The organism is Spiroplasma mirum ATCC 29335, assembly GCF_000565195.1.
Taxonomy (GTDB): Bacteria; Bacillota_I; Bacilli_A; order Mycoplasmatales; family Mycoplasmataceae; genus Spiroplasma; species Spiroplasma mirum.
This window is the reverse complement of the sequence record NZ_CP006720.1, coordinates 196798-221386: the sequence shown is the minus strand read 5'-3', so window position 1 is coordinate 221386 and position 24589 is coordinate 196798. Positions and strand designations below refer to the sequence as shown.

The following is a 24589-nucleotide window of genomic DNA, read 5'->3' as shown; positions in this document are numbered from 1 at the left end:
CGGTTTTGCTAAAATCCTTCCGCGGTACTGTCAGTACCAATATCACTACCTAATTTTTTAAATAATTCCAGATTATTGTTGCGTAAACAATTAATATATCATAACATTACTCATTTATATTTTTTATAAATTCTAGATAGATCTAATAATAATGCTGAAATAAATTTAAAGAATTCTTCTTCAGTTAATTTTTGACCACTCAATCGTTTTTTAACAATTGTGTTTGCTTCAGCAATTGTAGTTGGAATAAATTGAAGTTCATTTAAACCTTTAAACCATGCTCGGCTGTTTTACCACCCATTTGGTCATAAAAATTAATTCTTTTTTTTAAAGCATTCATTAAAGAATCATAATCTTTAATATTAGTTCCACTAACACTACTTAGCTTTGCAATATAATCACCAAAACCATCGGTATTAATTTTCATCACTTTATCCGGACGGAAATTGCTAATTACTTTTAGCACTGGTCATGAAGTTTTTAATTCTTGGTGATATTCTAAATTATCAATGGGATCATCGGTTATACAAATTGCATAAACATTAGATTTTTCTAAAAATGTTCGACAAGTCATTGTTGATAATTTTGCTTGGGCTTCACCTTAAATTGCTTTAGCATTTTTTAATATTAATGTTTTGGTAATTCCCAAGTAAATTCTCAACTCTAGTTGAAATCATTGGATTAAGGGATTACCAATTAACATTTCACAACATTAAACTCATTTTAAATACTTATCATAATCATTAGCATCACCAGTAATATATTTTTCTTGAATTCCACATGTTCGCATTTGTCGTTATTTATAATGGCCACCTTTTAACCATAATTCCGTTAAATTACAAAAACCAATATTATCGGCTAATTCTTTGGCAACTAAATGATTATAATAATCTAAAATTGGTATTTACATGATTTTAATGATTTTTATTAAAAGATTTTTGATAGAATAAAATTATAGAAAAAATAGAAAGGTAGCAGAGTAACAGTAATGTTTATTAAGAAAGACAAAAATTTAAGCAGTTTAAATTCTCGTGATTATGCATACCAACTACTAAAGCAAAATATTCTTGAATTTGTAATTTTACCTGGTACTTTAATCTCTGAAAATGAATTAAGTAAACAATTAAATATTTCGCGGACTCCAATTCGCGAAGCTTTAAAAGTTTTACAAACAGAAGGGTTAATTGACATTTTGCCCCAAAAAGGTTCATTTGTTTCTAAAATTGATATTCAACAAGCAGAAGATGGCATCTTAGTTCGGAAAGCCGTTGAAATTGAAATTTTAAAACAAGCTTGTGTTAAATTTGACAAAAAAGTATGAAGCCACCTAGAAAAAATTATTCAAAAACAAGAAAAATTAATTAGTCAAGAAATTTTTGATGTAATGAAATTTTATGAATTAAATAATGAATTTCATCGTTTAATTTTCCTTGGTGCTAACCATGAACATATTTGAACCAAGTTACGAGAAATGGCGGCAAGTTACGATCGGATTCGAATTATTGAAGTAATTGATCAAATTAACCTAGATATTGTGTTAAACCAGCATAAAGAAGAGTTGGAAATTATTAAAAATGGTTGGATTGATAAAATTGATCAATTTATGCAAAATCATACCCATAACTTTTTAAAAACAATTCCTTATATGCGCCAAAAATTTCCTAATATTTTTAAATAATCCTTGTCAATTAAAGGGTTATTTATTTTTTTATTTTTTAACTTGTATATAAGTTAAAAAAGTAATATAGTAGTTTTGTGAGGTGAAAGAAATGGAAAATGTTCTATTAACATTAAAGAACGAAAAAATTGTGGCAGTAATTCGTACCACAACAGCACAAAAGCAATTGCTTGGGGATGTCAATTTATTGTTGGACCTAATTTTAACTTGGCAATCAGTAAGTTATGCTAAGCAAAAAAGTTTTATATATTCCCGGGGTCATGACAATTACGGAAATTACTAATATTTTAGCGAATGGTTGAAAACTAGTAAAACTATTTCCACGAAGTTGTTTTAGTCCTGATAATATTAAAGCAATTAAAGCACCTTTACCAAATAATGAAATTATGCCAAGATGAGCATAATCTCCAAACATGGTTGAAAAATGATTGTTTAGCATGTGTGATTAGTGGTAATTTAATTAATCCAATTGAAAAAGATGTTTATCTTGCCGTTGTTAATAAACCAAAGGAATACGTGCGATTAACATAAAATATTTAAATGAAGAAAAAAGTCATTGGTATTTTAGAAGATCCGTTGTTACGACTAACAATAAAAATGGGGACTAGTTTTGAAGATGGTAGTTTTGTTCGTTTTAATTATGGTGGTGCAGAAATGAATGTTGGTATCAATTTAGCTGGGTGGGATAATGAGGTTTATGCAATTAGCCAATTTCCCGAAAATCAAATTGGTAATAAATTTAAAAAACATTTAAATTCATTTGGTGTTAAAACCAATTTCATTACTTCAACTCACAATAGCCGGATTGGATTATATTATTTATCATCCCCCACTAGTATTAAAAATGGTGAAGTAACTTATGATCGGAACAATTCAGCATTTTAAACTTGAAATCCTGATGATGAAACAATTAACAAAATTGTCAAAACAATTGACCATCTCCATCTTTCAGGAATTACTTTAGCATTAAACCAAACAGTTCAAACAAATACTTTGAATTTAATTCAAGCAATGCAAAAAAAAAAAAAAACAATAAGTTTTGATTTTAACTACCGAGCTAATTTGTGAACTATTCAAGAAGCCCAACAAGCAATTTTAACAATCTTGCTATATGTTGATTATGCTTTTTGCGGTTACAAAGATTTACAATTCATTCTTAATCTAATTGTTAATAATAGCAGCGAAGATTATCAATTAGAATTACAAACCGGATGACAAAACTTAATGGCTGAATTTCCTAAGTTGAAGCTTTTGGCGTGTACCAAAAGAGAAATTATATCTCCACAAGATAACATTTTAACTGGGTTTTTATATGCTAATAACCAATTTTACCAAACTACCCGGTTTATAGTACTCCATAACATTATTGATCAAATTGGTGGGGGCTATGCAGCTTTAGAAGAAGCGCTATATTTAACTAAATTTGTTAACAAAGTTTATTTAGTTCATCGTCGCCAAGAGTTTCGTGCGGATGATAATTTACTAGCCAAAGCGAAGAAAAATCCGAAGATAGAATTTATCTTAGACAGTGTTGTTACCAAAATTAATGATCAAACCAAATTTATTTGTATTGAACCATGGAATGGTCATCAAGATTTATGAAGATAGTGGTCAGGTTGATATTTTTGCAAAACCATGGGTTAACAAATTACAACTTAAATAAAAATAGTAAGGATTAAAGAATAATCTAAATCCTTACTATTTTTTTATTTATTGTTATAATCAATGACTGCTTTTACAAACCCATTAAACAACGGATTTGGTTTATTTGGTCGCGAAGTAAACTCTGGATGGTATTGTGAAGCAATAAAGAACCGATGACTAGGAATTTCAATAATTTCTACTAAGTCTTTTTCCTGATAAATACCACTAAAAATCATTCCGTTGTCTTGCAATAATTTACGATAGTCATTATTAAATTCATAACGGTGTCGGTGCCTCTCTCAAACTTCATCTTGTTGATATAATTGAGCTGCTAGTGATCCTTTTAATAGGGTTGCTTTATAATTTCCTAAGCGCAGGGTCCCACCCCGTGCTTCATCCTTATTTTTTCCGCGGATTAAATCTATTACAGGGTGCGGAGTTTCTCCAAATTCACTTGAATTTGCATCTTGAATTTTACAAACATTACGGGCAAATTCAACGACTGCTGCTTGCATTCCAAAACAAATTCCTAAAAAAGGAATGTTATGTTCACGTGCATATTGAACCGCTAAAATTTTACCTTCAAATCCGCGTTCACCAAAACCACCAGGAACTAAGATTCCACTCACCCCGGCTAATAATTCTGAACAATTATCTTCATAAACATCATCAGCTTTAATTCAGTCAATTTTAACTTTAACATTATTTTCATAGCCGGCAATGTACAATGATTCCATTACCGATAAATAAGCATCCGGTAATTCAACATATTTACCAACTAGTTTAATGACAATTTCTGCTTGCGAATTATGAATCTGGTTCACAAAACGGTTTCATTGACTAATATCTGTTCGAGGTAATTTTAAGTTTAATAATTTTGCTACTGATAACTGGGCATTTTGTTCATACATATGTAACGGAACTTCATAAATTGTTTTGGCATCATTAGCAACTAAGACATTTTGCAATTCAACATTACAGAATAAAGCAATTTTGGCCAGAACATTTTTATCTAATGGTTGTTCTGTACGAGCCACAATAATATCGGGTTGAATTCCAAATGATAATAATTCCCTTACGGAATGTTGGGTTGGTTTAGTTTTTGATTCTTTTGAAGCTGCAATATAAGGAACTAACGAAACATGAATAAAAATAACATTTTTACGACCCTTTTCAATCCGAACTTGACGAATTGCTTCAATAAAAGGTAATGATTCAATGTCCCCAACTGTTCCCCCAATTTCAGTAATAATAACATCTGCTTGCGAATTTTTTGCGGCTGAATAAACCTTATTTTTAATTTCATTAGTAATGTGAGGAACAACTTGGACAGTTCGTCCATCATATTCGCCATGGCGTTCTTTTTCAATAACATTTTTATAAATAAAACCAGATGTGATGTTTGATTCTTTTGTTAAATTTTCATCAATAAAACGTTCATAATGTCCTAGATCTAAATCAGTTTCACCACCATCGGCAGTTACATAAACTTCGCCATGTTGATAAGGGCTCATTGTCCCTGGGTCAACATTTAAATACGGATCAAATTTTTGCATAAAAATCTTAAGACCACTTGCTTTTAACAAGACCCCAATTGAAGAAGTCATAATTCCTTTCCCTAGTCCTGAAACAACCCCACCGGTTACAAAGATATACTTAGTCATAGTTTTTCCATCCTTTCTGCACTAAAAATAAAAATTAGAAACAATCGAAAATTAATATATAATTGTTTCTAATTACATATAAAATTTAATTATTCTCTTCCATTTCTTTTTCTAAAGCTTGTCAGTCAATTTCTTCGGTAATTCCTAATTTAGCAGCCACTGTTTGGTCATCATCGTCAACCAAAAACTCAGTTTCTGCTAAATCATCATCTAAATCAATTTCAGTTAAATCTTCATCGTCATCATCAAAATCTAATTGATCAGAAAGATCACCTTCATCTTCTTCTTCATCTAAATCAATATCTTCAAACTCTTCAGTTGTTTCAAATTGATCAGTATAATCATATTGTTTTTTAATTTCATCATATTTTAAAAGTTCACGTAAACCTCACATACCTTCACTTGTTAAAACAAAACGATTATCTAATACTAAATCAGTATATAATTCGGCAATAACATCTTCTTTACTATGTCCTTGGACACTGATATCATTCACAGCAATTGCATTTCAAATATTTTCAAAAGTATCACTGTGTTTAATTTTCTTTAAATATTCATATACTAATTCTAATAATTCAACATTATCATTCATCATCTGTTCTACCCCTTTTAAATTATTAATAATTTATTTCAAGACATCATTTACTGTGTAATATGATATTGAACCATGTAATTTTTTATCACTATTTGCTAAAAAGATTTCAGAAATTTCATTTAGATTTTTAATATCAGTATTGACTTGAATAAATATTGGTTTTTTTTCACCATCATAAAGTTTTACTTGTTTTAACTCAAATTCAACCATAAAATAATTATAATAGTTTTTGTATTTTTTTGCCAAATTTTTTTTAATTTCTTCTAAATCAGTCCGTTTAGCATCAATTTGACGTAAGAAATTACGGTTAGTTAACATTGTAATTAGTTTTTGTAATATTTCATCTTCTTCATTACTTAACATTTTAATGTAAGTAAAAAAAGTGTAATCATCAAGTTGGCAATAAGCAATTGCTGTCATTTGTTTCCCTTCCAATAATGGTTTTAATAAATCTATTATATCATTATTTTTAAATTGAAATCCTGCGTGGTATAAATCATATAATCTTTGAAAAAACATCTTAAAGGTTAAGTCAAAACCAATACTTAAAGGGTGGAGATAGATTTGTTTGTACATATGATAACGCCCAATTAAATAACTTTCAATGGCATACTGAGTTTTTTGCGGAAATACAATTTTGTGATCTTTAATATCAATATGACGAATAATTCACTGAACATCTAAATGGCTATATTCAACCCCACTGTTTTTCCCATCACGTAACAAATAATCCATCCGGTCCGCATCAATTTGGGAAGATACTAAGGATGATAATACTTTATCAGGGTGTTTTCCTTCAATCATTAAACATAGTTCAGCAATTTCTTCATCAGTTAATTCCTGTTTTAAAATTTGATTAACTTGGGTTATTGGTGATTTGATAATTAACGCTGAATATTCTTCATGACTAATATTAGCCTTATTAACATAATTTACCATTTCAAAAGTATGTGAAAATGGTCCGTGACCAATATCATGTAATAATCCCGCTAATTTGACTAGTAACTGCTGACGCGGATTGGGATAATTTTCTTGGAATGATTTTGTTTTTAAAATTTCACTAATTAAATGATAAACTCCAATGCAATGAGTAAAACGAGTGTGTGAAGCACTCGGAAAAATAAACTGCCCACCACCGAGTTGGTTAATTCTACGCAAGCGTTGAAATTCTTGACTATTGATAAGGTTAACGGCAATTTGTTCTCATAACTCAATGTCACCATGGACACTATCACGAATAATTAATGGTAATTTACTTTTCATTACTATTTAATAAGTTATCAATGTTTTTAATAACTTGTTCCTTTCCTAATAAATAAATAACTTTTGCTAATTCTGGACCATGTTCTTGGTGTGAAGCAAAAATCCGAATTGGCATAAACAAGTCTTTTCCTTTAACATTTAAAGTTTTCCCCAGCATACTAATAATTTCTTTAATACTAATTTCTTTTCAGTTTGTTAACTGGTTAATTTGGTTACGAAACTCGGTAATTAATTCCTGATAATTATTTAAGTTATTTAACATTCCAATTGTTTCTGAGCTTAATTCAGTAACCTGAACAAAAAATGGTTTTGTTAAAGCAACAATTTCTTGGCCATATTGCAGTTCTTTTTTAAAAATTAATAAGAGCATTGTTAATCAATCATCCGCTTTATTTGTTAAATCATAAGCACTTGCTAAAAAGGGTTTGGTAAATGCTAAGTATTCCTCATCACTCATTTTTTTAATATATAAATTATTCATTCAAGTTAATTTTTTGACATCAAACATACTTGGTGATTTGCTTAGTCTTGTTTCATCAAAAATTTTAATCAGTTCTTCCTTAATAAAGATTTCTTCTTCTCCTAATGGTGATCATCCTAATAGGGCAATAAAATTAAAAATGGCATTTGGTAAGTATCCAATTTTACGGTATTGACTAATAAACTGCATTAAATGACCATCACGTTTTGATAATTTTTTATGTTGTTCATTAACAATTAAAGTCAGATGGGCAAAAATTGGTGGTTCTTTTTCAAAAGCTCGATAAATCATTAATTGTTTTGGGGTATTTGAAATATGTTCTTCACCCCGAACAACATGACTAATTTCCATTAAAATATCATCAATTACCACCGCAAAATTATAAGTTGGAATCCCATTTGATTTTATAATTACTCAGTCCCCAAGATCTTTTGATTCAAAGTGAACTGGTCCACGCACTAAATCATTAAAATCATAACTTTCATTATCAGGCACAAAAAAGCGAATACTTGTCGGAACATTATTTTTTAATTTTTCATTAACTTCGGCTTCCGAAAGACGATAACATCGACGATCATAACGAGGGGAAGCATAACCCTGGACTAGTTGTTTTTCACGCGAAGCTTCTAATTCCTGGGCCGTACAAAAACAATAATATGCTTTTTTAGCGGCTAACAACTTATTAGCATATTCTTCATATGTTTGTAATCTTTCTAACTGGGTGTATGGTCCATATTGACCAGGTTTATCAATAGTTTCATCTGGTTCAATTCCCAATCATCGTAAATTATCTAATTGTGAGGCAATTGCTCCTTCAACATTTCGTTCGACATCAGTATCTTCAATTCTTAAAATAAAAGCACCCTGGTAATGTTTTGCTAATAAGTAGTTAAATAATGCTGTTCTGGTGTTTCCAATATGTAAGAATCCCGTTGGGCTGGGAGCATATCGTAATCTAATTTTCTTTTCCATTATAACTCCTTCTCAATGCTGGTATTTTTCCTACCCTTAACATAATAATTATATAAGTATTTTCTTAAAAAAGGCAAAAAAATTACGAATTAATCTTCGTAATTTCTATTCATCTAATAAAGCAACCTGCTCTTGAATGTTCATTTTTCGTAAACTATGTGCTGATAACAGATAAGTTACTAAATAAATGATGGCAATTGTACATAGTACAATAATAATTAAATACCATGTAAATGAATAAGGAAGCATAATCAGATGGGCGTTTTCAAAAATAATGATTCCCCCGACATTCGCAAACCATCCGGCAATAAAACCAAGGATTAAAGTAATCATCACAATGGGAGTAAATAACCCTAGGGTAAAAGAGTTAATTTCCCGGTTCGTATATCCTTGAATCCGTAATAAGGCCATCATCTTACTAAACTGATTAACAAATAAATTAATAATCATATTGACAATGGCAATTGCCGCAAAAATATTAATTAAGATAAAGGTAATTCCTAACATTAAGGCAATTAAAGCAACCCGGTCTAAAATATTAATTTTGTACTAATCATATTATTATCTTTGACCATTCAGTTAAAGTTGTCATTAAAATTATTAATATCATACCCACCAGTTATTGAAGCCAATCTCAATCTTGTTGTTTGGTGTTTGGTCAGTTGGTTCTGGATTAAAGGTAACTTTCCCATTAAAATAAGTGGGAACCCCCAAGTTCTGATGATAAGTTGTAGCATAACCTAACAAAAGTTATAACTATCATGTTAATGATATTATTAGCGCCCAACCAAATGTTGATATTCTAACTTATACAAATACCTTAGGTCAAACAGTTCCAATTGATCCTGCCTGGTGAATTTATATAATGATACTTTAGATAATGACCAGGGCATTGATTCGTATGACCCTAACAAGGATATTCCCTTGGACCAAATTGATTTTAGCCACCTAAGTTATGGAAATTCTGTTTTAGTTAAATATAAAGGGATAACTAATCCTAGTCGGTATACTGCATTAGAATATGGATATTATGATCTAACTTATACCGATAGTAGTGGGGGCATATTTGTCCATATTATTTAATAAAAAATATCTTACTAAAATTACCAGCCAGGAGTCAATGATATTGACCTGAATAAAGTTATTGTTAATGACAAAAATCCTTTGGAAAACCTGTTTCCATCGTTAATTGATAGTAAATATGGTGTTGTACGAACACGGGATAATAGTTATGTTATTCGTCCATTTGATTGAAATTATAGTTTTATTGCAATTACTATTGTGCAACAAGTGATTGGTGATGCCGGAATTCCCACACAGTGGTACACGGAAGCTTTTAAAACCGGGTTGTTAAAGAATGCTAATGCAAATGATTTAGCAAGTAATCCTTGCCAAAAGAAAGTTAATTATAAGGTGGTCGGTTCAAAATTCTTATGAAAAACCACTAATTTATTTAAACCAAAATATTGCGAACCAGTTTTCAAAAGCTTTATTGATTAAGATTGGAAGTGTATTATTTTGATATTTATCTTGTTGTAATAAATCCTTATTAAAAGTAATCATCCGACTATTAGGATTAATTCCATATGTTGCAATCCCTAACGCTTGGTTGTTTAATTGCACAGTTGAAGTAAATTTCGTAAAGAATTCATCGCTTGCTTGGTCATACGGTACTGTTTGAGCAGTAATTGTAAATTCATTTTGACGTTCCACTGATTTATTTCAATATTCCATAAAATAAGCTGGTGCTAACGCACTAACGGTTTGTTGAATACATGATTTTCAATCACCAACTATAATTCAATTGGTAATCCATCATGACGAGAAACTAGCAAAATTAATACGAATGAATATGATACTACAATTGATAAAGGTGGTAATTACCCCAGTGAACTTATTAATATGTTAGGATATAACTTATTGGCCTTTCGCGGAACTAATATTTCGATTGGATCATTACAAAAAATTTTAGATGATTATCGCGACCTAACAACAGGTAAACCAGATGATCAAATCCAGTTTATGGTTGATAATGTTACTTATACAGTTTTATCAAAAATTACCGGAATTAACCATAGTTTAATACTTGGGAATCACTCCGTTGTTTGTTAAGGGATAATCAATACTATTCCCCTGGCCAACTCCTTGCCATTGTTAAACATCATAGTGCGTAATTGATGAATTGGGAATCGGAGCTTCATAATCCGTTTCGTTTTTAAAATTCCAATACTTATAATAATCACGGACAATCGACGAACCAGTTACTGGTAAGCAATCACCATGGCGATTGCAAAAGTAGCAATTAACATTGTTCCAAAAATCATCACAATTTTTTTGACTGAAACTGCTGCAATCAAAAATTTAAATTTAGTATTAAATCGTTTTAACGGTAAACTTGCTCTTAGTTTTAAAATTAACAAATTAGGGCGTAAGTTTTTATTAAAGTTAATTAAATATAAGGTATTAATGGAAATCATTCGGAGCGAAATAAAGAAACATACTAAACTACGTAACACTAGAAAACCAATTAAACTATAAAATAATGATGGATAATAAGCATCAAACTGGTTTGGCAAGGTAAAGAAATTACTAAAAACCCCAATAATTGGAATTTGAAGCACTAACCCAATTACCTAACTAAAAATAATTCCGATAAGAATTGGAATTAATGGGTAAAAAGAATACGCCAAGGTAATTTGAACTTGGTTATAACCTAATGATTTTAAAATTCCAATTTTATTTTTTTCTTTTTCAATTTACTTTTTAATAATTATTCATAATGCAAATAAAACAATAATTCCAAAGAAAATAATAATGGCAGTTATAACAATGGTAAAAATATGAATTACATTTCCCAATATTTGGTACCGATTATAAATTTTTGGACCATCATCTTTGCTTTGAATCTTTAGTTAATTTACTAACGGAGTATTGTTTTTAATCCCTACATAGTTTTTTAAAATATTATTATATTCATCAGCAAAATGTTGCTGAAAAATATTAATATCACTATTATTTAGTAATAACTTTTAAAAATACCCGCGATGTTTCAAATGCTGTTGTCGGATTACCTAATTTATTATTTGCAAAAACATCAGAAGTAACATAAATCGTTGCTTCACTATTAGAGTTTGGTAATACATCAACATCATAAATTGTTGGATAACCATTTTGCGAGTCACTTCCAAACGCCCCAATTACTAAATCCTGGTCCTGCTGATAATTATTAACACTAATATGATCTTCTAATTTTAAATGGTGTTTTTTAGCATAATAGCCCGCCCGGTGTAATTACCACATAGCCTCAAAAGTTCGGATTATAACTTGGCAACGCACTAAAGATTTTTAAATTAACACTATTTTTATCAACTAATTTAAACTTTACATTATTTTTCGTATCCCAAGTAATGAATTCGCAGCAATCAAAAACATTAAATCCCTCATTTAATTCTAATAACTTATTATAAAGTTGGAAAAACTCTAAGTTAGTGTGCCCACAAAAACTACTATTAAAAAGATAATAACTACTATCATATAACCTTCCAATTCTTAACGAAGCATAATTTTCGGGCGCCGAGGGATTCTTAAATTGCGTTGAAGTTAGAATACTACCCCCATAAAAATAGGTATAACCATTTTTTTAGTTCCCCACTACTATTATCATAATATTCATATTGTTAAACACTTCCTAGATTCCCATTTAAACCTTGTTCAAAAAAATCATTGCTAACAATGGGATTAACTTTTGTTTGGTATTCTTTAACAATGGCGATATTAGTAGAATGATTAATATTAATGTGCTGATTTCATTGCGCACTAGTACCATCATAATTTACTCAATCTTTAAACTTATCATTAACATTTTCTTTTGTTCACGGATTAACCGCTTTATTTAAATTATAGTTAATTAAACCGGTTAACATCTGATTAATGTTATCCGTAATTTTAGTGTAAGTTAAAAATAAAAGATAATTAGTAATTGTGGTTTTAACTTCTTGTTGATAAGCAGGATTAAAACTATCTTCAGCTTTATGGGATAACTGACCAATTAGTGAATTTTTAAAATCAGCACCATCATAATTAAAATTATAAAATTGGTTTTTTGATGTTCACGTTAATATGTGGCATGGTTAGTATTATCAACATTAATAAGATAATCGCTTGTTGTTAAAGCTCGCAAAACGCACTATCGTCACCACCAATGCTTAAAGTTGGAAACGAAAAAACATTATCTTGTAAATCATTATATGACACATAATTATCACTATCACTAAGCGCAAAAAGCAGTGTAAACGATTGTAAGTTTGCTTTATTGGTATCACGAGTTTTAAAAGCATACGAATAATCATAGTCCACACTCTTCGGGTATAAAAAAGCATTTGCTTTATTTAACCGATTAATTGTAGAAGAAAATAAGGCAATGATTAAAGAATATAAAAAAGGAGCACGAAAAAAACAATAAATTGAATTTTAATTTTTAAAGCGCTTAGTAAATTTTGCTTAATTAATAAAAAATTCTTTTTCATATTATCTTCTTCCTACCTAAGAAAAACATTATCCTTTTTTATTCTTCATAAACTGAATAATGCTTTTTCTATCCTATTAAATTAAAAGTAATAATAATCAACACCATTTGGCTGATATCATTTCATATCAGTTAACATCATATCATTAATTACTGAAGTTCAAATGTTTGTTCATTCGACATGGGATTTATTTTTTAACTTGTCCATATAGAATTTTGCTAAGATCTGATGAATCAAAATATAAACCCCGTTCCGTTTCAACTAACACGATATTGTTCATTATTTTTTAATTTATCTAAATTAAAGGCTTGTCAATAAATCTCCTAACCCATGGTATTCAATATTAAATGACACCGCTGCTAATTTTCCTGTTGCATGATATTGATGTTTAATGTTTTCATATGTTCAGTATTTTTTGCCTTCTAACCATGGTCCATATAAATTATCATAAACAAAATCAGCTTATTTGTTAAAATTAATTATTCCTTTCGCAAAGGCACTTTACGGGACCATATAAAGCATTATACATATCGCCATTTTTATCGTGACCTCATGAATATAAAACATCATATAATGAGTTTTTAATAAATCCAGTTGGTGATGTGCCACTAGAATCATAACCCATTATTCAATTTACTTCATCACGATAATTAGTATTATTATTTGAAGTTCAAAATTTATTATAGTCTCCTTTTCCATCTTTTCCTAAAGTTGCATGATGTAATTTATCAATTGTGGTTCATTTGTAATTACTATCATTTTCTAAAGCATCTTAACTTGTATCATCACCTTTAAAATTAACTAAGGCAGTTAAAAATTGGTTTATTCCTGATAAAAATAATTTATAATTAACATCACTAAATTTTAAATTAATATGTAATTTTATTTGCATTCCTAATTCTATCGCTTTAATTCCTCGATCATTATCTGTTAAGTGCATAAACTCATCAAACTGAGCAGGTTTAGCGTGCGCAGCAGCCATTGCAATTTCTAATAATGTCGTACTATCTTTTAAGATTTTTTTACACCATCTTGCCATACAGCATAGTCAGATTTAAAGAAGTCATCATCATGAGCAGTTGATGAATCAAGATTAGGTTTCACTAAGGCAATTTGTTCTTTAATAGTTTGCCCAAATAATCCCGTATCATCACCATTTTTTTGTATCACTTTTATTTCAAAGCGCTTTATTTCCATCTTCATCTACAATTGAATTATTATCTGGATTACCAAATAACTTTGTATAAAGGTCCTGACCATATAAAGCAATTGCTTTTTGTTTTCTTTCATCATTCTCAGCAACTTTATACACAGCATTTAAAAACATTCCTTGATCTCCATTGACAATAATCCCAAAAGCATAATCTTTATAAATCATATTAAGATTTCCTAAACCATATGGCCGTTGCCCTTCAGTTTTTGTTGTTGGTAAGAAAGTTGATAATAATTTAACCATACTATCTAGTGAATTTTTATCAAATAATTTTAACACTGTATCCATATTACTTAAACCATTATTAACAGTGGTTGAGCTAGTATATAAATTAGAATCTAAACTATTTATTCCTCCCGTATTTAAATTAGACGAGTCGCCACTTAACCAATAAAATTGGCCCCATTGTTACTTAATCATCTTTTTGAATAAAATCTGCCGAATCCTTAAATTCATCTTGACTTGCTGTTGCAAATCAGTTTTTCCATTGGTTATATAAAGTATATAACTTAATAAAACTGTGGTTATTCCCTAAATTAATTTCTCGGTTACTTAAAACATTATTAACACTATCATGACTAATAAATGAATTAGCCTCCGCTTGTGTTAAATTTAAATTTTCATGACGGCTCATAATCATCAATTTTGATAAACTTTTGGTACTTGTTAAGGTTTATTCTAATAGAGCGTCTGTATCACACTACCGCTAGTGCCAGAACAAGCAACAACAGAAATTGCTGAAGTCCCAATTAAAGAAAGAAAACCTAAAATACTTAATAATTTTTTCATTTTCTTTCCCTCACTTTTTCGCTAAACAAATTCATTATTTCAAAAAAAACAAGGTATCTCTTGCTAGTTTTTTAAGAAATTTTGAAATAATTGATAAACTTTTAAAAAAATTTAATATTATTTTTTAATTAATAAAACTGTTGTATAAGCTTGAATAATACTAGGAAAGTTTTGTTCAGAAGTTGTGGCTTTGATATTAACTTGGCTTGGATTTACATTTAATAATTTAACTAAATTATCTTTAATATTTTCTTTATGGGGTTGGAGTTTGGGACTATCAACAATGATAGTGCTATCAACATTGGCAATTTCGTAATTTTGGTCTTTCAACAAGTCGAGCGCTTTGGCAAGAATAATTTGGGAAGACAAACCAACATTACTCTCATCAAATCAATCTCCTAAATCACCAAACCCTAACGCTCCAATAATAGCTTCACTAATGGTATGTAATAAAATATCCCCATCTGAAATTGATTGGACTTGGCATTGACAAGGAATTTTTACTCCCCCCAAGCTAATAAATTCCCCGGGAATTAAATTATGTAAATCATAACTATTACCAGTTCGCATGAAAACCACTCCTAAACATTAAATTTAAAGAAACAAATATCACCATCTTGCATAATGTAAGTTTTTCCTTCACTACGCATTTTACCATTTTCTTTTACTGCTTTTTCACTGCCATAAGTAATTAAATCTTGGTAAGCATAAATATCTGCTTTAATAAAACCTTTTTCAAAATCAGTGTGGATAATTCCGGCACATTCAGGAGCCGTTGCGCCTTTTTTAAAAGTTCAGGCGCGGACTTCTTGTTTTCCAGCAGTAAAGAAAGTTTGTAAACCTAACAAAGCATAAGATTTTTTAATTAACTGACTTAATCCTGACTCTTGAATCCCATAGCCTTCCATAAAAATTGTTTTTTCTTCATCATTTAAAGTTAATAATTCTTGTTCAACTTGGGCACAAATTGTCACAACTTCAATATTATTATCCTGGGCATACTGTTGTACTTTTGCAACATACGGGTTAGTTTTTGTTTGTAAATCAGTTTCAGCAATATTTGCTACATAAATAAAAGGTTTCATTGTAAGCAGATTAAAATTTTTAATTGCTTTGTACTCTTCGGCAGTTAAAACTAAATCTTTTAATAATTTATTTGCTGTTAACTGCTGGTCTAATTTTTGTAAAAGTTCATATTCAAAAACATCTTCTTTTTGTTTTAAGGTTTGTGCCCGCTTTGCAATTTTATTAATCCGTTTTTCAATTTGTTCTTGGTCCGCAATAATTAATTCTAAATTAATAATTTCAATATCACGAAGCGGATCAATACTTCCTTCAACATGGGTAATATCTTTGTTTTTAAAGCAACGGACAACCATACAAATTGCATCGGTATCACGAATATTAGCTAAGAAAGCATTTCCTAACCCTTCTCCCTTACTGGCACCAGCAATTAAACCAGCAATATCATAAAATTTAAAGGTTGTATAAATTGCTTTGTATGGTTGAAAGATCTCAATTAAATGGTGCATTCGTTCATCGGGGACTTCGACCACACCTATATTCGGGTTAATTGTTGCAAACGGATAATTCGCAGCTTCAACTTGGGAATTAGTAATCGCATTAAATAATGTTGATTTACCAATATTTGGTAAACCAACGATTCCTATTTTTAACGGCATAGTAATACTCGCTTTCTATTCATCTGTTAATCCTAAAATTTCAAGGATGCGGTTTAAATCTTTAACTCCTAAGTAATTAATAATAATTTTATCCTTATCAATAATCACTTTGGTTCCTAATTTCCGCATAATTTTATTTTCTAAGAATTCATTAATTGTTCGTTGTTCAAGTTTTTTAATTGGTTTTAGTTTAATACTAATATTATCCCCACTATTATAACGTTTAACTAATTCTTCAACTTGGCGGGCATTCATATTATCTTTAATAATTTGTTGTGCAATTTTTTTAACTTCACTAACATCAGCTTGTAAACTTACTAATGGTTTTACTTGCCCCATTGTTAATTTTCCTTCTAACACATCAGCTTGTAATTCTTTTGGTAAATTTAATAACCGCATCGTATTTGCAATATGACTACGTGATTTTCCAATCCGGGTTGCTAATTCTTCTTGGGTAATATCTAATAAATCTAACAATTCTTTATAGGCATTCGCTTCTTCAATGGCATTTAAATCAACGCGCTGAATGTTTTCTACTAACGCAACTTCTTTCATTTGTTGATCATCAAAATCAACAACAATTGCCGGAACTGTTGTTAAACCAGCTAGTTTGGCAGCACGCGTACGACGTTCTCCCGCTACTAAATAATAACCATTTGTTGTTTTTTTAACAATAACTGGTTGAATAACTCCGTGTTTTTTAATTGAAGTTGATAACTCTTGCAATTCTTCTTCCTTAAAAACTTTGCGGGGTTGGTGGGGATTGGGAAGAATTTCTTCTAACTTAATTTCACTGGCCGTTTCTTTCAATTCTTCATTATTTTCAATTTCTTTAATTACATCATTAATACCTTCACCAAAGATTTTATCTAAACCTTTTGAACTTAATCTGCTTTTAGTTGCCATTATTTGCTAAAACCTCCTTTGTTAATTCCCGATAAGCAATTGCACCAGCACCACCCTTATCATAATCAAAAATACTTAACCCATGGGATGGTGATTCACTAATTTTAATATTGCGGGGAATATAAGTCTTATATACCTTTTCATTAAAATATTTTTTAACTTCACTCATTACTTCAAAGGATAGTTTGGTGCGTGAGTCAAACATTGTTAAGACAATTCCTTCAATTGTTAAATTCTTATTAAACATTTTTTGGACAAACCGAATTGAAGTTAATAATTGAGCTAATCCTTCTAACGCATAGTATTCAGCTTGGATAGGAATCAAGACTGAGTCAGCACAACCTAAGGCATTCCGATTAATTAATCCTAATGATGGTGGACAATCAATTAAAATAAAATCATAGTTATCGCGCACTGGTTTAATACGGTCTAATAATAAACTTTGACTATCTTCTGATTGCTCCATTAAATAAATATCCGCTCCTGCTAAGGAAATTGTCGCTGGAGCTAAATCAACATTGGGAATAATATTTGGAATAATAATATTTTTCAATGGTACTTGACCAATTAAAACATCATACATACTTTCTGAAATATCATCTTTATTGGTACCAATCCCCGTTGTAGAATTCCCCTGGGGATCAATATCAATTAAAAGTATTTTTTTACCATGTAACGCCAGCCCGGCTGCTAAATTAATCGAAGTTGTTGTTTTGCCAACTCCACCCTTTTGATTAGTAACCGCAATGATTTTTCCCATATAATTCCTATCCTCTTTTCTATCTAATTTAATAATAAAATATCCAATTATATTATATAACACTTTAACCAATTGGTCATTTTTTTATTTGACTAAAATTACGTGGGTATTTATTATTAGTTGGTTGGCGCTTTTTAAAAAAACAAATGTTTCGTTCCCCTAAGTGGTCAATATTTTCATATTGTAAATTAATTAGTTCTAACCCTAAAACTTCAATTGTTTTCTGGCTAGCAGTTAATTCTATTTTTATATTAGCACCTTTATAACAAATTAACAAACCCCCAACTTTTGCTAACCGCACGGTTAATTCTAATAGCATTCCTAAGTTGGCAACTGCTCGAGAAAGAATGATATCAAATGTTTCAGAATGATTGTAACTATATTCTTCAGCTCGAGCATGAATAATAGTAATATTAGTTAAATTAAGTTTAGCAACTAAGTTAGTTAAAAACTTGCAACGTTTTTCTAACGCTTCAATAATAGTTAACTTAAAATTAGGATTAATAATTTTTAGCACAATTCCCGGAAAACCAGCTCCACTACCAACATCACAAATATTACTGTTTTCGCTAATTTGATAATGTTTTAATAATAATAACGAATCTAAAAAATGTTTATAATATACTTCTTGTTCATCTGTAATGGCTGTTAAATTCATTACTTTATTTTGGGCAATTAGATATTCATAATAAATTTTTAACTGGTTTTGTTGGTACTCAGTAATTATTAAATTGGGAAAGACATTTGTAATTATTTCAATCATTATTCAGTTTCCTTACTATTTATTCCTTTATTATTTATTATATCAATTTCTAATGCTATCATAATAATATTAATAAATAAAGGAGTAAATAAAAATGAAAAAGGCCTTAATAGTTGTTGATTACCAATATGATTTTGTAGATCCAAACGGTTCATTATATGTTAAAGATGGTGAAAAATTGCAAAAACCATTATTAGCATTAATTAACAAATATAAAAATAATAATGACTTAGTCATTGCCACTAAAGACTGACACCCTGAACATCATTGCTCATTTGAAATCTGACCACCCCATTGTATTCAAAATACCAAGGGTAGTGAATTATATAATTTATCAGAAAGTAGTTTTGACAAAATTATTTTAAAAGGAACAAAGCTAAATGCCGATAGTTACAGTGGCTTCTTTGATGATGACCATACTAGTAATAGGTTAGATGAATATTTAAAAACAAACCATATCACAGAACTTTGTATTGTCGGAGTTGCCCTTGATGTTTGTGTTTCAGCAACTTTAGTTGATGCAATTAAATTAGGTTACCATGGTTATGTTGACTTAAATCTTTGTGCCGGAATTGATAACCACATAAAATTTTAAAAGAAATAATTATAATTATTCCTTTTTTTTATAAATAAGCACTAAATATAAAAACCACTAATTTAAATATTAGTGGTGGTTCATTAAAACTAAAATCTTTTGAGGAAATTAATCGTCAAGTAATTTTTCCATTTCTTTAAATTTAACCCGCTTAATCAATTCACCATTTGGTAAATAACCAATTCTTCCCTCTTTACTACTTCTTCACTGTACTTGATAATAAATAATATTTTGTCGATAAAGAAGTTTTAATAAATCAATTCAATTGTAAAGGGTATCTTTATATAACCATTTTTTTTTCATTATGCGCTTGGATTAACTGGCGGTCATAAAAGCTGTGCGGATGAGACCACATTTTAATTTGCCGAACGGTGTTTTCTTTGCGCGAAACAACTTCCAGATTTTCCACCCGGTTATCGCGGGGGTTTCCATTAATATGATCAACAGTCATGTTATGGGGAACGTCGCCAATAAATAGCTCAACTAAAATGCGGTGGAGTGGTTTTGTTTTTGTTTTGTTATCAACCCGACGGCGAATTAAAAAATAGTTGGTATTTTTCGGTTTTTTTAATTCTTTAATTTGTTTAGTTTGACTGTTCCGAATTCGCCCTAAGTTACTAAATTCCAAGTGCGGAAAATCAGAATGAACTTTTCATATTTCATTTTTCTCTATACTCATTGTTTCACCTTTTTATTATTTATTTCTTTGATATTGCGGGATTATTTTTAATATAAAACCGGTATAAATAATCTTTTGCAACAGTGGCATAATCAACATTAATCCGGGGAGTCGTTACAATTGCGCTTGGTGGCAAGTCTTCATTATCTAGTAAAAATAATTCATCATTTGTTAATAAATCTAACCCATCATTCGTTTTATCAATCTTTAAATAGCGACAAACTTTTCCCGGACCATTGGCGAGTTTAAAGTTGGGTTGAAAAGCTTCGTCACGCTCATCACTAATAATTTCACAAGCTCGAATTAAAACCGCACTTGGATAATTTTCCTGGTCACAAACAAAATTTAAACAATAATACATACCATAAATAATAAAAATATGAACAAAACCGCCTTTTCAAAATAAGGTTTCGTTGCGCGCTGTCCTTTTATTATTAAAAGCGTGGTTAGCATCATCGGTTGAACCATCATAGGCTTCAACTTCGACAATGCGAGCAATAATTTTTTTCCCATCAATAATCCGCACCAAATACTTATTTAATAATCTTTGGGCAACGACAATGGCATTATTAATAAAAAACTGGGGGTTAGTAATTCTTTGTTGTAAATTTGTCATTTGATGTTAAATACTATTTAATTGATTCACATTGATCAAAAGGGATTTCAGTTGGTGTTAACCGCCCAAACATCTCTAAATTAACAGTTGCCATTCCCTTTGTTGTATCTAATTTTGTAACTTGTCCTTCCATATCAGTAAACGGACCAGCAATGATTTTTACATAATCATTAACTTCAAAATTAGCAACATAAACTTTTTTAACTTTTTTATTTGTTTGTGCTTCTTTAAATGAAGTAGATTTACTTAACATTGTGCGGGCTTCTTGGTCTGTTAGTGGAAATGGTTTTGTTCCCCGTCCTGATGAACCAATAAACCCGGTAACTCCAGTGGTATTACGAACAATATATCAAGCATCATCATTCATAATCATATTAATAAAGATATAACCTGGATAAAGGTTTTTTTCAACTGGTTTTTTTCCTTTTCCTTTTGAGGGAATCATTTCTTTGACTACTCGAATATCAAAAATAACATCTTTCATATTCAAAGATTCTACCCGTTGGATTAAGTCATCGCGAACACGATCTTCATGTCCTGAATAACTATTAATTACATATCATTTCCCTTTATACTTATTAATATCATCAAGTTCTGGTTGGTTAGTTTGTGTTACATTTAAATTATTTTCACTCATTTTTTTACCCCTTTTTAAATTATTTTATTTTCTTTAAATAATATGTGCGACTTTTAAAACATGTGATAGTATTTCATCTAAGCAGAAGAAAAATACTGCAAATGCGATAATAAAAAGAATTGTAATTAAAAACTTTCTCCCGAGACTACCCTTCCGTGCTCAGCGAATTCGGCTCACTTCTTTTGCCATTTTTACTGGAAATTCACGGAAAGCTAATTTTCAATTAATACGGTCTTTATATTTTTTTTCACCTTTACGACTAAAAAAACTTTTTTTAGGTTTTTCCGCTGTTGGTGCTTCATCCACTCCCGCTGGTTCTTTAATACTACCAATTTTAATTGGTGCCTCTTTTGCTTTTCGTTTTTGGAACATTGCTGCGGCACGTTCAACTTTTAGTTGGGCACGTTGTTCTTTTCGTTCGGCTCTTGTTAATTTTTCCGCTTTAACTTTTGGTTCTTTGGGAGTTTTTGGTGTTTTTTTATCCTTATTATTACTCATTTTTATCACCTACAGTGTTTCCTTATGAATTGTATGTTTATTACATGTTTTACAAAACTTTTTAATTTCAAAACGTTCCTTATGAGTTAACTTGTTTTTATAAGTAATATAGTTTCGATTTAAACATTCTGAACATACTAATATGATTTTTTCGCGCATATTATTTCACCATATTTAATTATAGTATATTAATACCAAAAATTATACCCAAGATGCATTATTTTTACTAAAATTTCTAATTTTTTTCATGATCCGTTGTTGGGCATTATCAACTTGTCAGTATCGTGTGAAATTACTCTTATATTATATCCTCTTATTCAAAAAAAGAAAAGCCTCTTCCTCAAGAGGTGACAAGACTGTAAACAAATATTCTTTGATTAAAATAAGCGCTTCTGCTTCTAATAAATCTTGTTCAAGATTAACTGCACTGTCTTGGTCAAAACTAGTAGTCCCCAACATTTTTAAATAACCGTTAAGAACATAATTCTTACTATTTAAATGTTTTCGCAAATAATTGTGAATATTTTAAATAAATCTTTGCTCAATAAAATCACTTAATTTTTTCTTAGAAGTCAGATTATAAATCTGGTCACTTTTCATAATTGAAAAATACTTAATTGTTTCTAAATTTTCTAATTTAACGGGTAGACTAAAATATTTATAGTAAGTTCGGCGTTTGCTTGTTTCTAATTTTTAACAATAAATTTTATACAAATTTAAAAGGGCTTTTTCATTATGTTTATCTTGATACAAATATAATAATTCATATTTATTCATCTCTCATAATACCTCCTTATTATTTTATAGTTGCTGTTGGGAGCTTTTAATTTGGTAAATTAAAATTCCCGTGGCAACTGATACATTTAAGGAATCTAAATGACCATTTGTCGGAATAAAAATATTAAAATCAGAATGTTGTAATAATTTTTGACTAACACCCTTTCCTTCATTTCCTAAGATTAAGGCAATTGGAGTATCATATTCTAAACTGTCAACTCGTTGGGCATTATCGTTTAAACTAGTGGCATAAATTCAATAACCGTGTTTTTTTAAGTATTCAACAGCATTTGTTAAATTGTTAACTTTGCAGATCGGAACATAGTTAAATCCTCCCGCTGATGTTTTCGCCACTGTTGCATTTAACTCAACTTGGCGTTTATCCAGAATGATGACCCCATCAACACCAAACATGTCACAAGTTCGTAAAATTGCTCCAAAATTATGCGGGTCAAAAATTTTATCAAGAATTAACAAAAACGGATGTGGTTTTTGACTAGCTTTCATCATCAATTCTTCTAACGTATAGTATTGTGGTTTATAAATTTCTAACACCACATTTTGGGTTTTTTCACTATTTGTTAATTTTGATAAGATTTGTTTACTAACTTGTTTAACCGGAATGTGTTCTTTTTGAGCAATTGTTATAATTTGAGCCATTAACTTACTATTCTCGCTAACATATAAACACTTAATTTTAATATTCTTATTAAGTAAACTTTCTTTAACAGCATTGATTCCATAAATATACATATATTCTTGCATAATATTTACCCTTTCTTAACAAAAAATGCATAAATTACACATTAATAATACATCTAACTAGAAAGATTTAAAATGCTATTATCAGAAATTAGTTTTGTTAATACTTTAATTGCCCGCTAATAAATTTCGAGATTTTTCGCCTTCTTACTATCATAAGATTGATCTAACATTGCAATAATTCCAGTGTTTACTTTCATTGGTTTTAAATTTTTTTGCCGAAGATTAGTAACATAATTCATTAACGATCCTAATACTTGTTGTAGGGGAAAAATGATTGGCTTTTGGTGATGATAATATTGATAAACATTCAAAGCACGATGTAATCCACTCGCCGTTGATTCTAAGTAACCTTCCACTCTGGTAATTTGGCCATCAAAGAAAATATTAGAATTCTGCTTTAATTGTAACGATTGATTTAATAGATTTGGGGAATTAATATAATTATTTTTATGTAACACCCCATAACGGACAATATTAACTTTTGCTAACCCCGAAATAAAATTATTAATAATTCTTTTTTTGTTCCGATAAGGTTAAATTTGTTTGTCATCCCACAATATTATATAAAGTATCAATTAAATTATCTTTTCGTAGTTGCATAACAGCAAAAGGTAAATTACCCTGATCATCTTCTAAATGGTTGGGACTCATCGACCCGTTTAATAATACTTTCTTTGACTGCTTAGCTAGTAATTCAATTAGCTGACAACCTTTAAAATATTTTTCAAATTCTTTTAACGTGACTGTGGATGATGTAATCAACTCATAGTTACTAAAAAGTTGATGGTCAACTGTTAAAGCATCATCAACCGGAATTGCACTCGCTAACGCTGCTTTAATAATTAAAGAATCCAAGATTTTTAATTCTTCTTTTAAAATTCCACTCGCATTTTCTATTGACTTACTACGAAAAGAATTAGAACAAACTAATTCCACAAAGGAATCTAAATTCTGAACAGGATTCTTTTTAACTTGTTTTACTTCGTAAAGGTTTACTGACAATCCTCGCTTAGTCTTAGCTAATTGGTAGGCAATTTCACAACCTGCTAAACCAGTTCCAACAACATTAATTTTTTTATTTTTCAT

General features: G+C 29.8%; 44 protein-coding genes. 9 read left to right on the top strand and 35 right to left on the bottom strand.

Annotated elements, in window-relative coordinates; genetic code table 4:
* Nucleotides 1-8: 8 nt before the first annotated feature.
* The 3 genes from P344_RS07775 to P344_RS08045 all read right to left on the bottom strand — a co-directional run bounded on the left by P344_RS07775 (nucleotide 9) and on the right by P344_RS08045 (nucleotide 895).
* On the bottom strand, nucleotides 9-218 hold the full coding sequence (locus tag P344_RS07775) for a glucuronate isomerase (RefSeq protein WP_269078620.1): 210 nt from the start codon (nucleotides 216-218) through the stop codon (nucleotides 9-11).
* A gap of 44 nt (nucleotides 219-262) precedes the next feature.
* Entirely contained in the window at nucleotides 263-574 is a 312-nt protein-coding gene (locus P344_RS08050; RefSeq protein WP_025317044.1) for a glucuronate isomerase, read from the bottom strand.
* 222 nt (nucleotides 575-796) lie between these two features.
* Complete coding sequence (locus P344_RS08045; protein WP_408069010.1) at nucleotides 797-895, bottom strand: glucuronate isomerase; 99 nt, start codon at nucleotides 893-895, stop codon at nucleotides 797-799.
* Nucleotides 896-988: 93 nt separating this feature from the next.
* Here P344_RS08045 and P344_RS01065 point away from each other — a divergent pair, with 93 nt between their 5' ends.
* From P344_RS01065 to P344_RS01050, 5 genes are all read left to right on the top strand, one after another.
* Nucleotides 989-1678, top strand: coding sequence for a GntR family transcriptional regulator (locus P344_RS01065; protein ID WP_025317043.1), 690 nt, complete (start codon nucleotides 989-991; stop codon nucleotides 1676-1678).
* Between the two features lie 224 nt (nucleotides 1679-1902).
* Nucleotides 1903-2082 carry a beta/alpha barrel domain-containing protein gene (locus P344_RS01060; protein ID WP_025317042.1) on the top strand — a complete coding sequence of 60 codons (180 nt, stop codon included), beginning with the start codon at nucleotides 1903-1905 and terminating at the stop codon, nucleotides 2080-2082.
* Nucleotides 2057-2209 (top strand): hypothetical protein, encoded by a 153-nt coding sequence (locus P344_RS06525; RefSeq protein WP_156028504.1) that lies wholly within the window; start codon nucleotides 2057-2059, stop codon nucleotides 2207-2209. The genes P344_RS01060 and P344_RS06525 overlap by 26 nt, the downstream gene beginning before the upstream one ends.
* 9 nt (nucleotides 2210-2218) lie before the next feature.
* Complete coding sequence (locus tag P344_RS01055; protein WP_025317041.1) at nucleotides 2219-2563, top strand: PfkB family carbohydrate kinase; 345 nt, start codon at nucleotides 2219-2221, stop codon at nucleotides 2561-2563.
* A gap of 126 nt (nucleotides 2564-2689) precedes the next feature.
* On the top strand, nucleotides 2690-3286 hold the full coding sequence (locus P344_RS01050) for an NAD-binding protein (protein WP_081739920.1): 597 nt from the start codon (nucleotides 2690-2692) through the stop codon (nucleotides 3284-3286).
* A 98-nt stretch (nucleotides 3287-3384) separates the two neighbouring features.
* Here the strand turns inward: P344_RS01050 and P344_RS01045 are convergent, their stop codons facing one another.
* The 6 genes from P344_RS01045 to P344_RS06520 form a co-directional block, all read right to left on the bottom strand.
* On the bottom strand, nucleotides 3385-4986 hold the full coding sequence (locus P344_RS01045) for a CTP synthase (RefSeq protein ID WP_025317039.1): 1602 nt from the start codon (nucleotides 4984-4986) through the stop codon (nucleotides 3385-3387).
* Nucleotides 4987-5071: 85 nt separating this feature from the next.
* Nucleotides 5072-5581, bottom strand: coding sequence for a DNA-directed RNA polymerase subunit delta (gene rpoE, locus P344_RS01040; RefSeq protein ID WP_245565525.1), 510 nt, complete (start codon nucleotides 5579-5581; stop codon nucleotides 5072-5074).
* A gap of 30 nt (nucleotides 5582-5611) precedes the next feature.
* Nucleotides 5612-6844, bottom strand: a complete 1233-nt coding sequence (locus P344_RS01035) for an HD domain-containing protein (RefSeq protein WP_025317037.1) — start codon at nucleotides 6842-6844, stop codon at nucleotides 5612-5614.
* Entirely contained in the window at nucleotides 6834-8297 is a 1464-nt protein-coding gene (gene gltX, locus P344_RS01030) for a glutamate--tRNA ligase (protein ID WP_025317036.1), read from the bottom strand. Before gltX ends, P344_RS01035 begins: the two co-directional genes overlap by 11 nt.
* Nucleotides 8298-8402: 105 nt before the next feature.
* A complete protein-coding gene (locus P344_RS01025) occupies nucleotides 8403-8804 on the bottom strand; it encodes an FtsX-like permease family protein (RefSeq protein ID WP_025317035.1) in 402 nt (133 codons plus the stop codon).
* Nucleotides 8805-8827: 23 nt separating this feature from the next.
* Nucleotides 8828-8989, bottom strand: a complete 162-nt coding sequence (locus P344_RS06520) for a hypothetical protein (protein WP_156028503.1) — start codon at nucleotides 8987-8989, stop codon at nucleotides 8828-8830.
* Between the two features lie 160 nt (nucleotides 8990-9149).
* Between P344_RS06520 and P344_RS01020 the strand changes: the two genes are divergently transcribed.
* Together P344_RS01020 and P344_RS01015 are read left to right on the top strand one after the other, a co-directional pair.
* The gene (locus P344_RS01020; protein WP_025317034.1) at nucleotides 9150-9380 is read left to right on the top strand and encodes a hypothetical protein; all 231 of its coding nucleotides are present in this window, start codon (nucleotides 9150-9152) and stop codon (nucleotides 9378-9380) included.
* Nucleotides 9381-9461: 81 nt separating this feature from the next.
* Nucleotides 9462-9797, top strand: a complete 336-nt coding sequence (locus P344_RS01015) for a hypothetical protein (protein WP_025317033.1) — start codon at nucleotides 9462-9464, stop codon at nucleotides 9795-9797.
* Here P344_RS01015 and P344_RS01010 read toward each other — a convergent pair.
* Nucleotides 9747-10031: a hypothetical protein gene (locus P344_RS01010; RefSeq protein WP_025317032.1), complete on the bottom strand. Its 285-nt coding sequence runs from the start codon at nucleotides 10029-10031 to the stop codon at nucleotides 9747-9749. The genes P344_RS01015 and P344_RS01010 overlap by 51 nt on opposite strands.
* 33 nt (nucleotides 10032-10064) lie before the next feature.
* Between P344_RS01010 and P344_RS01005 the strand changes: the two genes are divergently transcribed.
* Nucleotides 10065-10409, top strand: coding sequence for a hypothetical protein (locus tag P344_RS01005; protein WP_025317031.1), 345 nt, complete (start codon nucleotides 10065-10067; stop codon nucleotides 10407-10409).
* A 149-nt stretch (nucleotides 10410-10558) separates the two neighbouring features.
* On the opposite strand, the gene P344_RS01000 is transcribed toward P344_RS01005, so the two are convergent.
* The 15 genes from P344_RS01000 to rsmG form a co-directional block, all read right to left on the bottom strand.
* Complete coding sequence (locus P344_RS01000; RefSeq protein WP_025317030.1) at nucleotides 10559-10918, bottom strand: hypothetical protein; 360 nt, start codon at nucleotides 10916-10918, stop codon at nucleotides 10559-10561.
* Between the two features lie 12 nt (nucleotides 10919-10930).
* Entirely contained in the window at nucleotides 10931-11053 is a 123-nt protein-coding gene (locus tag P344_RS08040; RefSeq protein WP_408069009.1) for an FtsX-like permease family protein, read from the bottom strand.
* Between the two features lie 921 nt (nucleotides 11054-11974).
* Complete coding sequence (locus P344_RS00995; RefSeq protein ID WP_025317029.1) at nucleotides 11975-12220, bottom strand: hypothetical protein; 246 nt, start codon at nucleotides 12218-12220, stop codon at nucleotides 11975-11977.
* Nucleotides 12221-12464: 244 nt separating this feature from the next.
* On the bottom strand, nucleotides 12465-12653 hold the full coding sequence (locus P344_RS00990) for a hypothetical protein (RefSeq protein WP_025317028.1): 189 nt from the start codon (nucleotides 12651-12653) through the stop codon (nucleotides 12465-12467).
* A 251-nt stretch (nucleotides 12654-12904) separates the two neighbouring features.
* A complete protein-coding gene (locus P344_RS06515) occupies nucleotides 12905-13060 on the bottom strand; it encodes a hypothetical protein (protein ID WP_156028502.1) in 156 nt (51 codons plus the stop codon).
* 238 nt (nucleotides 13061-13298) lie between these two features.
* Entirely contained in the window at nucleotides 13299-13448 is a 150-nt protein-coding gene (locus P344_RS06510; RefSeq protein WP_156028501.1) for a hypothetical protein, read from the bottom strand.
* A gap of 147 nt (nucleotides 13449-13595) precedes the next feature.
* A complete protein-coding gene (locus P344_RS00985; RefSeq protein WP_025317027.1) occupies nucleotides 13596-13862 on the bottom strand; it encodes a hypothetical protein in 267 nt (88 codons plus the stop codon).
* 81 nt (nucleotides 13863-13943) lie between these two features.
* Nucleotides 13944-14324: a hypothetical protein gene (locus P344_RS00980; protein WP_025317026.1), complete on the bottom strand. Its 381-nt coding sequence runs from the start codon at nucleotides 14322-14324 to the stop codon at nucleotides 13944-13946.
* A gap of 124 nt (nucleotides 14325-14448) precedes the next feature.
* Nucleotides 14449-14670 carry a hypothetical protein gene (locus P344_RS00975; protein ID WP_148552275.1) on the bottom strand — a complete coding sequence of 74 codons (222 nt, stop codon included), beginning with the start codon at nucleotides 14668-14670 and terminating at the stop codon, nucleotides 14449-14451.
* 44 nt (nucleotides 14671-14714) lie between these two features.
* Nucleotides 14715-14825 (bottom strand): lipoprotein, encoded by a 111-nt coding sequence (locus P344_RS08035; RefSeq protein WP_158500441.1) that lies wholly within the window; start codon nucleotides 14823-14825, stop codon nucleotides 14715-14717.
* A gap of 117 nt (nucleotides 14826-14942) precedes the next feature.
* On the bottom strand, nucleotides 14943-15395 hold the full coding sequence (gene ispF, locus P344_RS00970; RefSeq protein WP_025317024.1) for a 2-C-methyl-D-erythritol 2,4-cyclodiphosphate synthase: 453 nt from the start codon (nucleotides 15393-15395) through the stop codon (nucleotides 14943-14945).
* Nucleotides 15396-15406: 11 nt separating this feature from the next.
* A complete protein-coding gene (ychF, locus tag P344_RS00965) occupies nucleotides 15407-16507 on the bottom strand; it encodes a redox-regulated ATPase YchF (protein ID WP_025317023.1) in 1101 nt (366 codons plus the stop codon).
* 15 nt (nucleotides 16508-16522) lie between these two features.
* Nucleotides 16523-17413 (bottom strand): ParB/RepB/Spo0J family partition protein, encoded by an 891-nt coding sequence (locus tag P344_RS00960; protein WP_025317022.1) that lies wholly within the window; start codon nucleotides 17411-17413, stop codon nucleotides 16523-16525.
* On the bottom strand, nucleotides 17403-18173 hold the full coding sequence (locus tag P344_RS00955) for a ParA family protein (RefSeq protein WP_025317021.1): 771 nt from the start codon (nucleotides 18171-18173) through the stop codon (nucleotides 17403-17405). The genes P344_RS00960 and P344_RS00955 overlap by 11 nt, the downstream gene beginning before the upstream one ends.
* Nucleotides 18174-18237: 64 nt before the next feature.
* On the bottom strand, nucleotides 18238-18936 hold the full coding sequence (gene rsmG, locus P344_RS00950; protein ID WP_025317020.1) for a 16S rRNA (guanine(527)-N(7))-methyltransferase RsmG: 699 nt from the start codon (nucleotides 18934-18936) through the stop codon (nucleotides 18238-18240).
* A 94-nt stretch (nucleotides 18937-19030) separates the two neighbouring features.
* Between rsmG and P344_RS00945 the strand changes: the two genes are divergently transcribed.
* Entirely contained in the window at nucleotides 19031-19531 is a 501-nt protein-coding gene (locus P344_RS00945) for an isochorismatase family protein (RefSeq protein ID WP_038677543.1), read from the top strand.
* Nucleotides 19532-19639: 108 nt separating this feature from the next.
* On the opposite strand, the gene P344_RS07290 is transcribed toward P344_RS00945, so the two are convergent.
* The 10 genes from P344_RS07290 to P344_RS07280 form a co-directional block, all read right to left on the bottom strand.
* Complete coding sequence (locus P344_RS07290) at nucleotides 19640-19834, bottom strand: hypothetical protein (RefSeq protein ID WP_248679158.1); 195 nt, start codon at nucleotides 19832-19834, stop codon at nucleotides 19640-19642.
* The gene (locus P344_RS00940; RefSeq protein WP_248679156.1) at nucleotides 19812-20210 is read right to left on the bottom strand and encodes an HNH endonuclease signature motif containing protein; all 399 of its coding nucleotides are present in this window, start codon (nucleotides 20208-20210) and stop codon (nucleotides 19812-19814) included. Before P344_RS00940 ends, P344_RS07290 begins: the two co-directional genes overlap by 23 nt.
* 19 nt (nucleotides 20211-20229) lie before the next feature.
* Nucleotides 20230-20826 (bottom strand): DNA-3-methyladenine glycosylase, encoded by a 597-nt coding sequence (locus tag P344_RS00935; protein ID WP_025317018.1) that lies wholly within the window; start codon nucleotides 20824-20826, stop codon nucleotides 20230-20232.
* A gap of 13 nt (nucleotides 20827-20839) precedes the next feature.
* Nucleotides 20840-21463, bottom strand: a complete 624-nt coding sequence (gene nusG / locus P344_RS00930; RefSeq protein ID WP_025317017.1) for a transcription termination/antitermination protein NusG — start codon at nucleotides 21461-21463, stop codon at nucleotides 20840-20842.
* Nucleotides 21464-21496: 33 nt separating this feature from the next.
* Nucleotides 21497-21961 carry a preprotein translocase subunit SecE gene (gene secE, locus P344_RS05915; protein WP_025317016.1) on the bottom strand — a complete coding sequence of 155 codons (465 nt, stop codon included), beginning with the start codon at nucleotides 21959-21961 and terminating at the stop codon, nucleotides 21497-21499.
* Nucleotides 21962-21970: 9 nt separating this feature from the next.
* A complete protein-coding gene (rpmG, locus tag P344_RS06255) occupies nucleotides 21971-22120 on the bottom strand; it encodes a 50S ribosomal protein L33 (protein WP_081717375.1) in 150 nt (49 codons plus the stop codon).
* Between the two features lie 144 nt (nucleotides 22121-22264).
* Complete coding sequence (locus tag P344_RS06505; protein WP_156028499.1) at nucleotides 22265-22420, bottom strand: hypothetical protein; 156 nt, start codon at nucleotides 22418-22420, stop codon at nucleotides 22265-22267.
* A 342-nt stretch (nucleotides 22421-22762) separates the two neighbouring features.
* Nucleotides 22763-23503, bottom strand: a complete 741-nt coding sequence (rlmB, locus tag P344_RS00915; protein ID WP_025317015.1) for a 23S rRNA (guanosine(2251)-2'-O)-methyltransferase RlmB — start codon at nucleotides 23501-23503, stop codon at nucleotides 22763-22765.
* A gap of 116 nt (nucleotides 23504-23619) precedes the next feature.
* Entirely contained in the window at nucleotides 23620-23976 is a 357-nt protein-coding gene (locus tag P344_RS07285) for an FAD-dependent oxidoreductase (protein ID WP_236681425.1), read from the bottom strand.
* 31 nt (nucleotides 23977-24007) lie between these two features.
* Nucleotides 24008-24589: an FAD-dependent oxidoreductase gene (locus P344_RS07280; RefSeq protein ID WP_236681404.1), complete on the bottom strand. Its 582-nt coding sequence runs from the start codon at nucleotides 24587-24589 to the stop codon at nucleotides 24008-24010.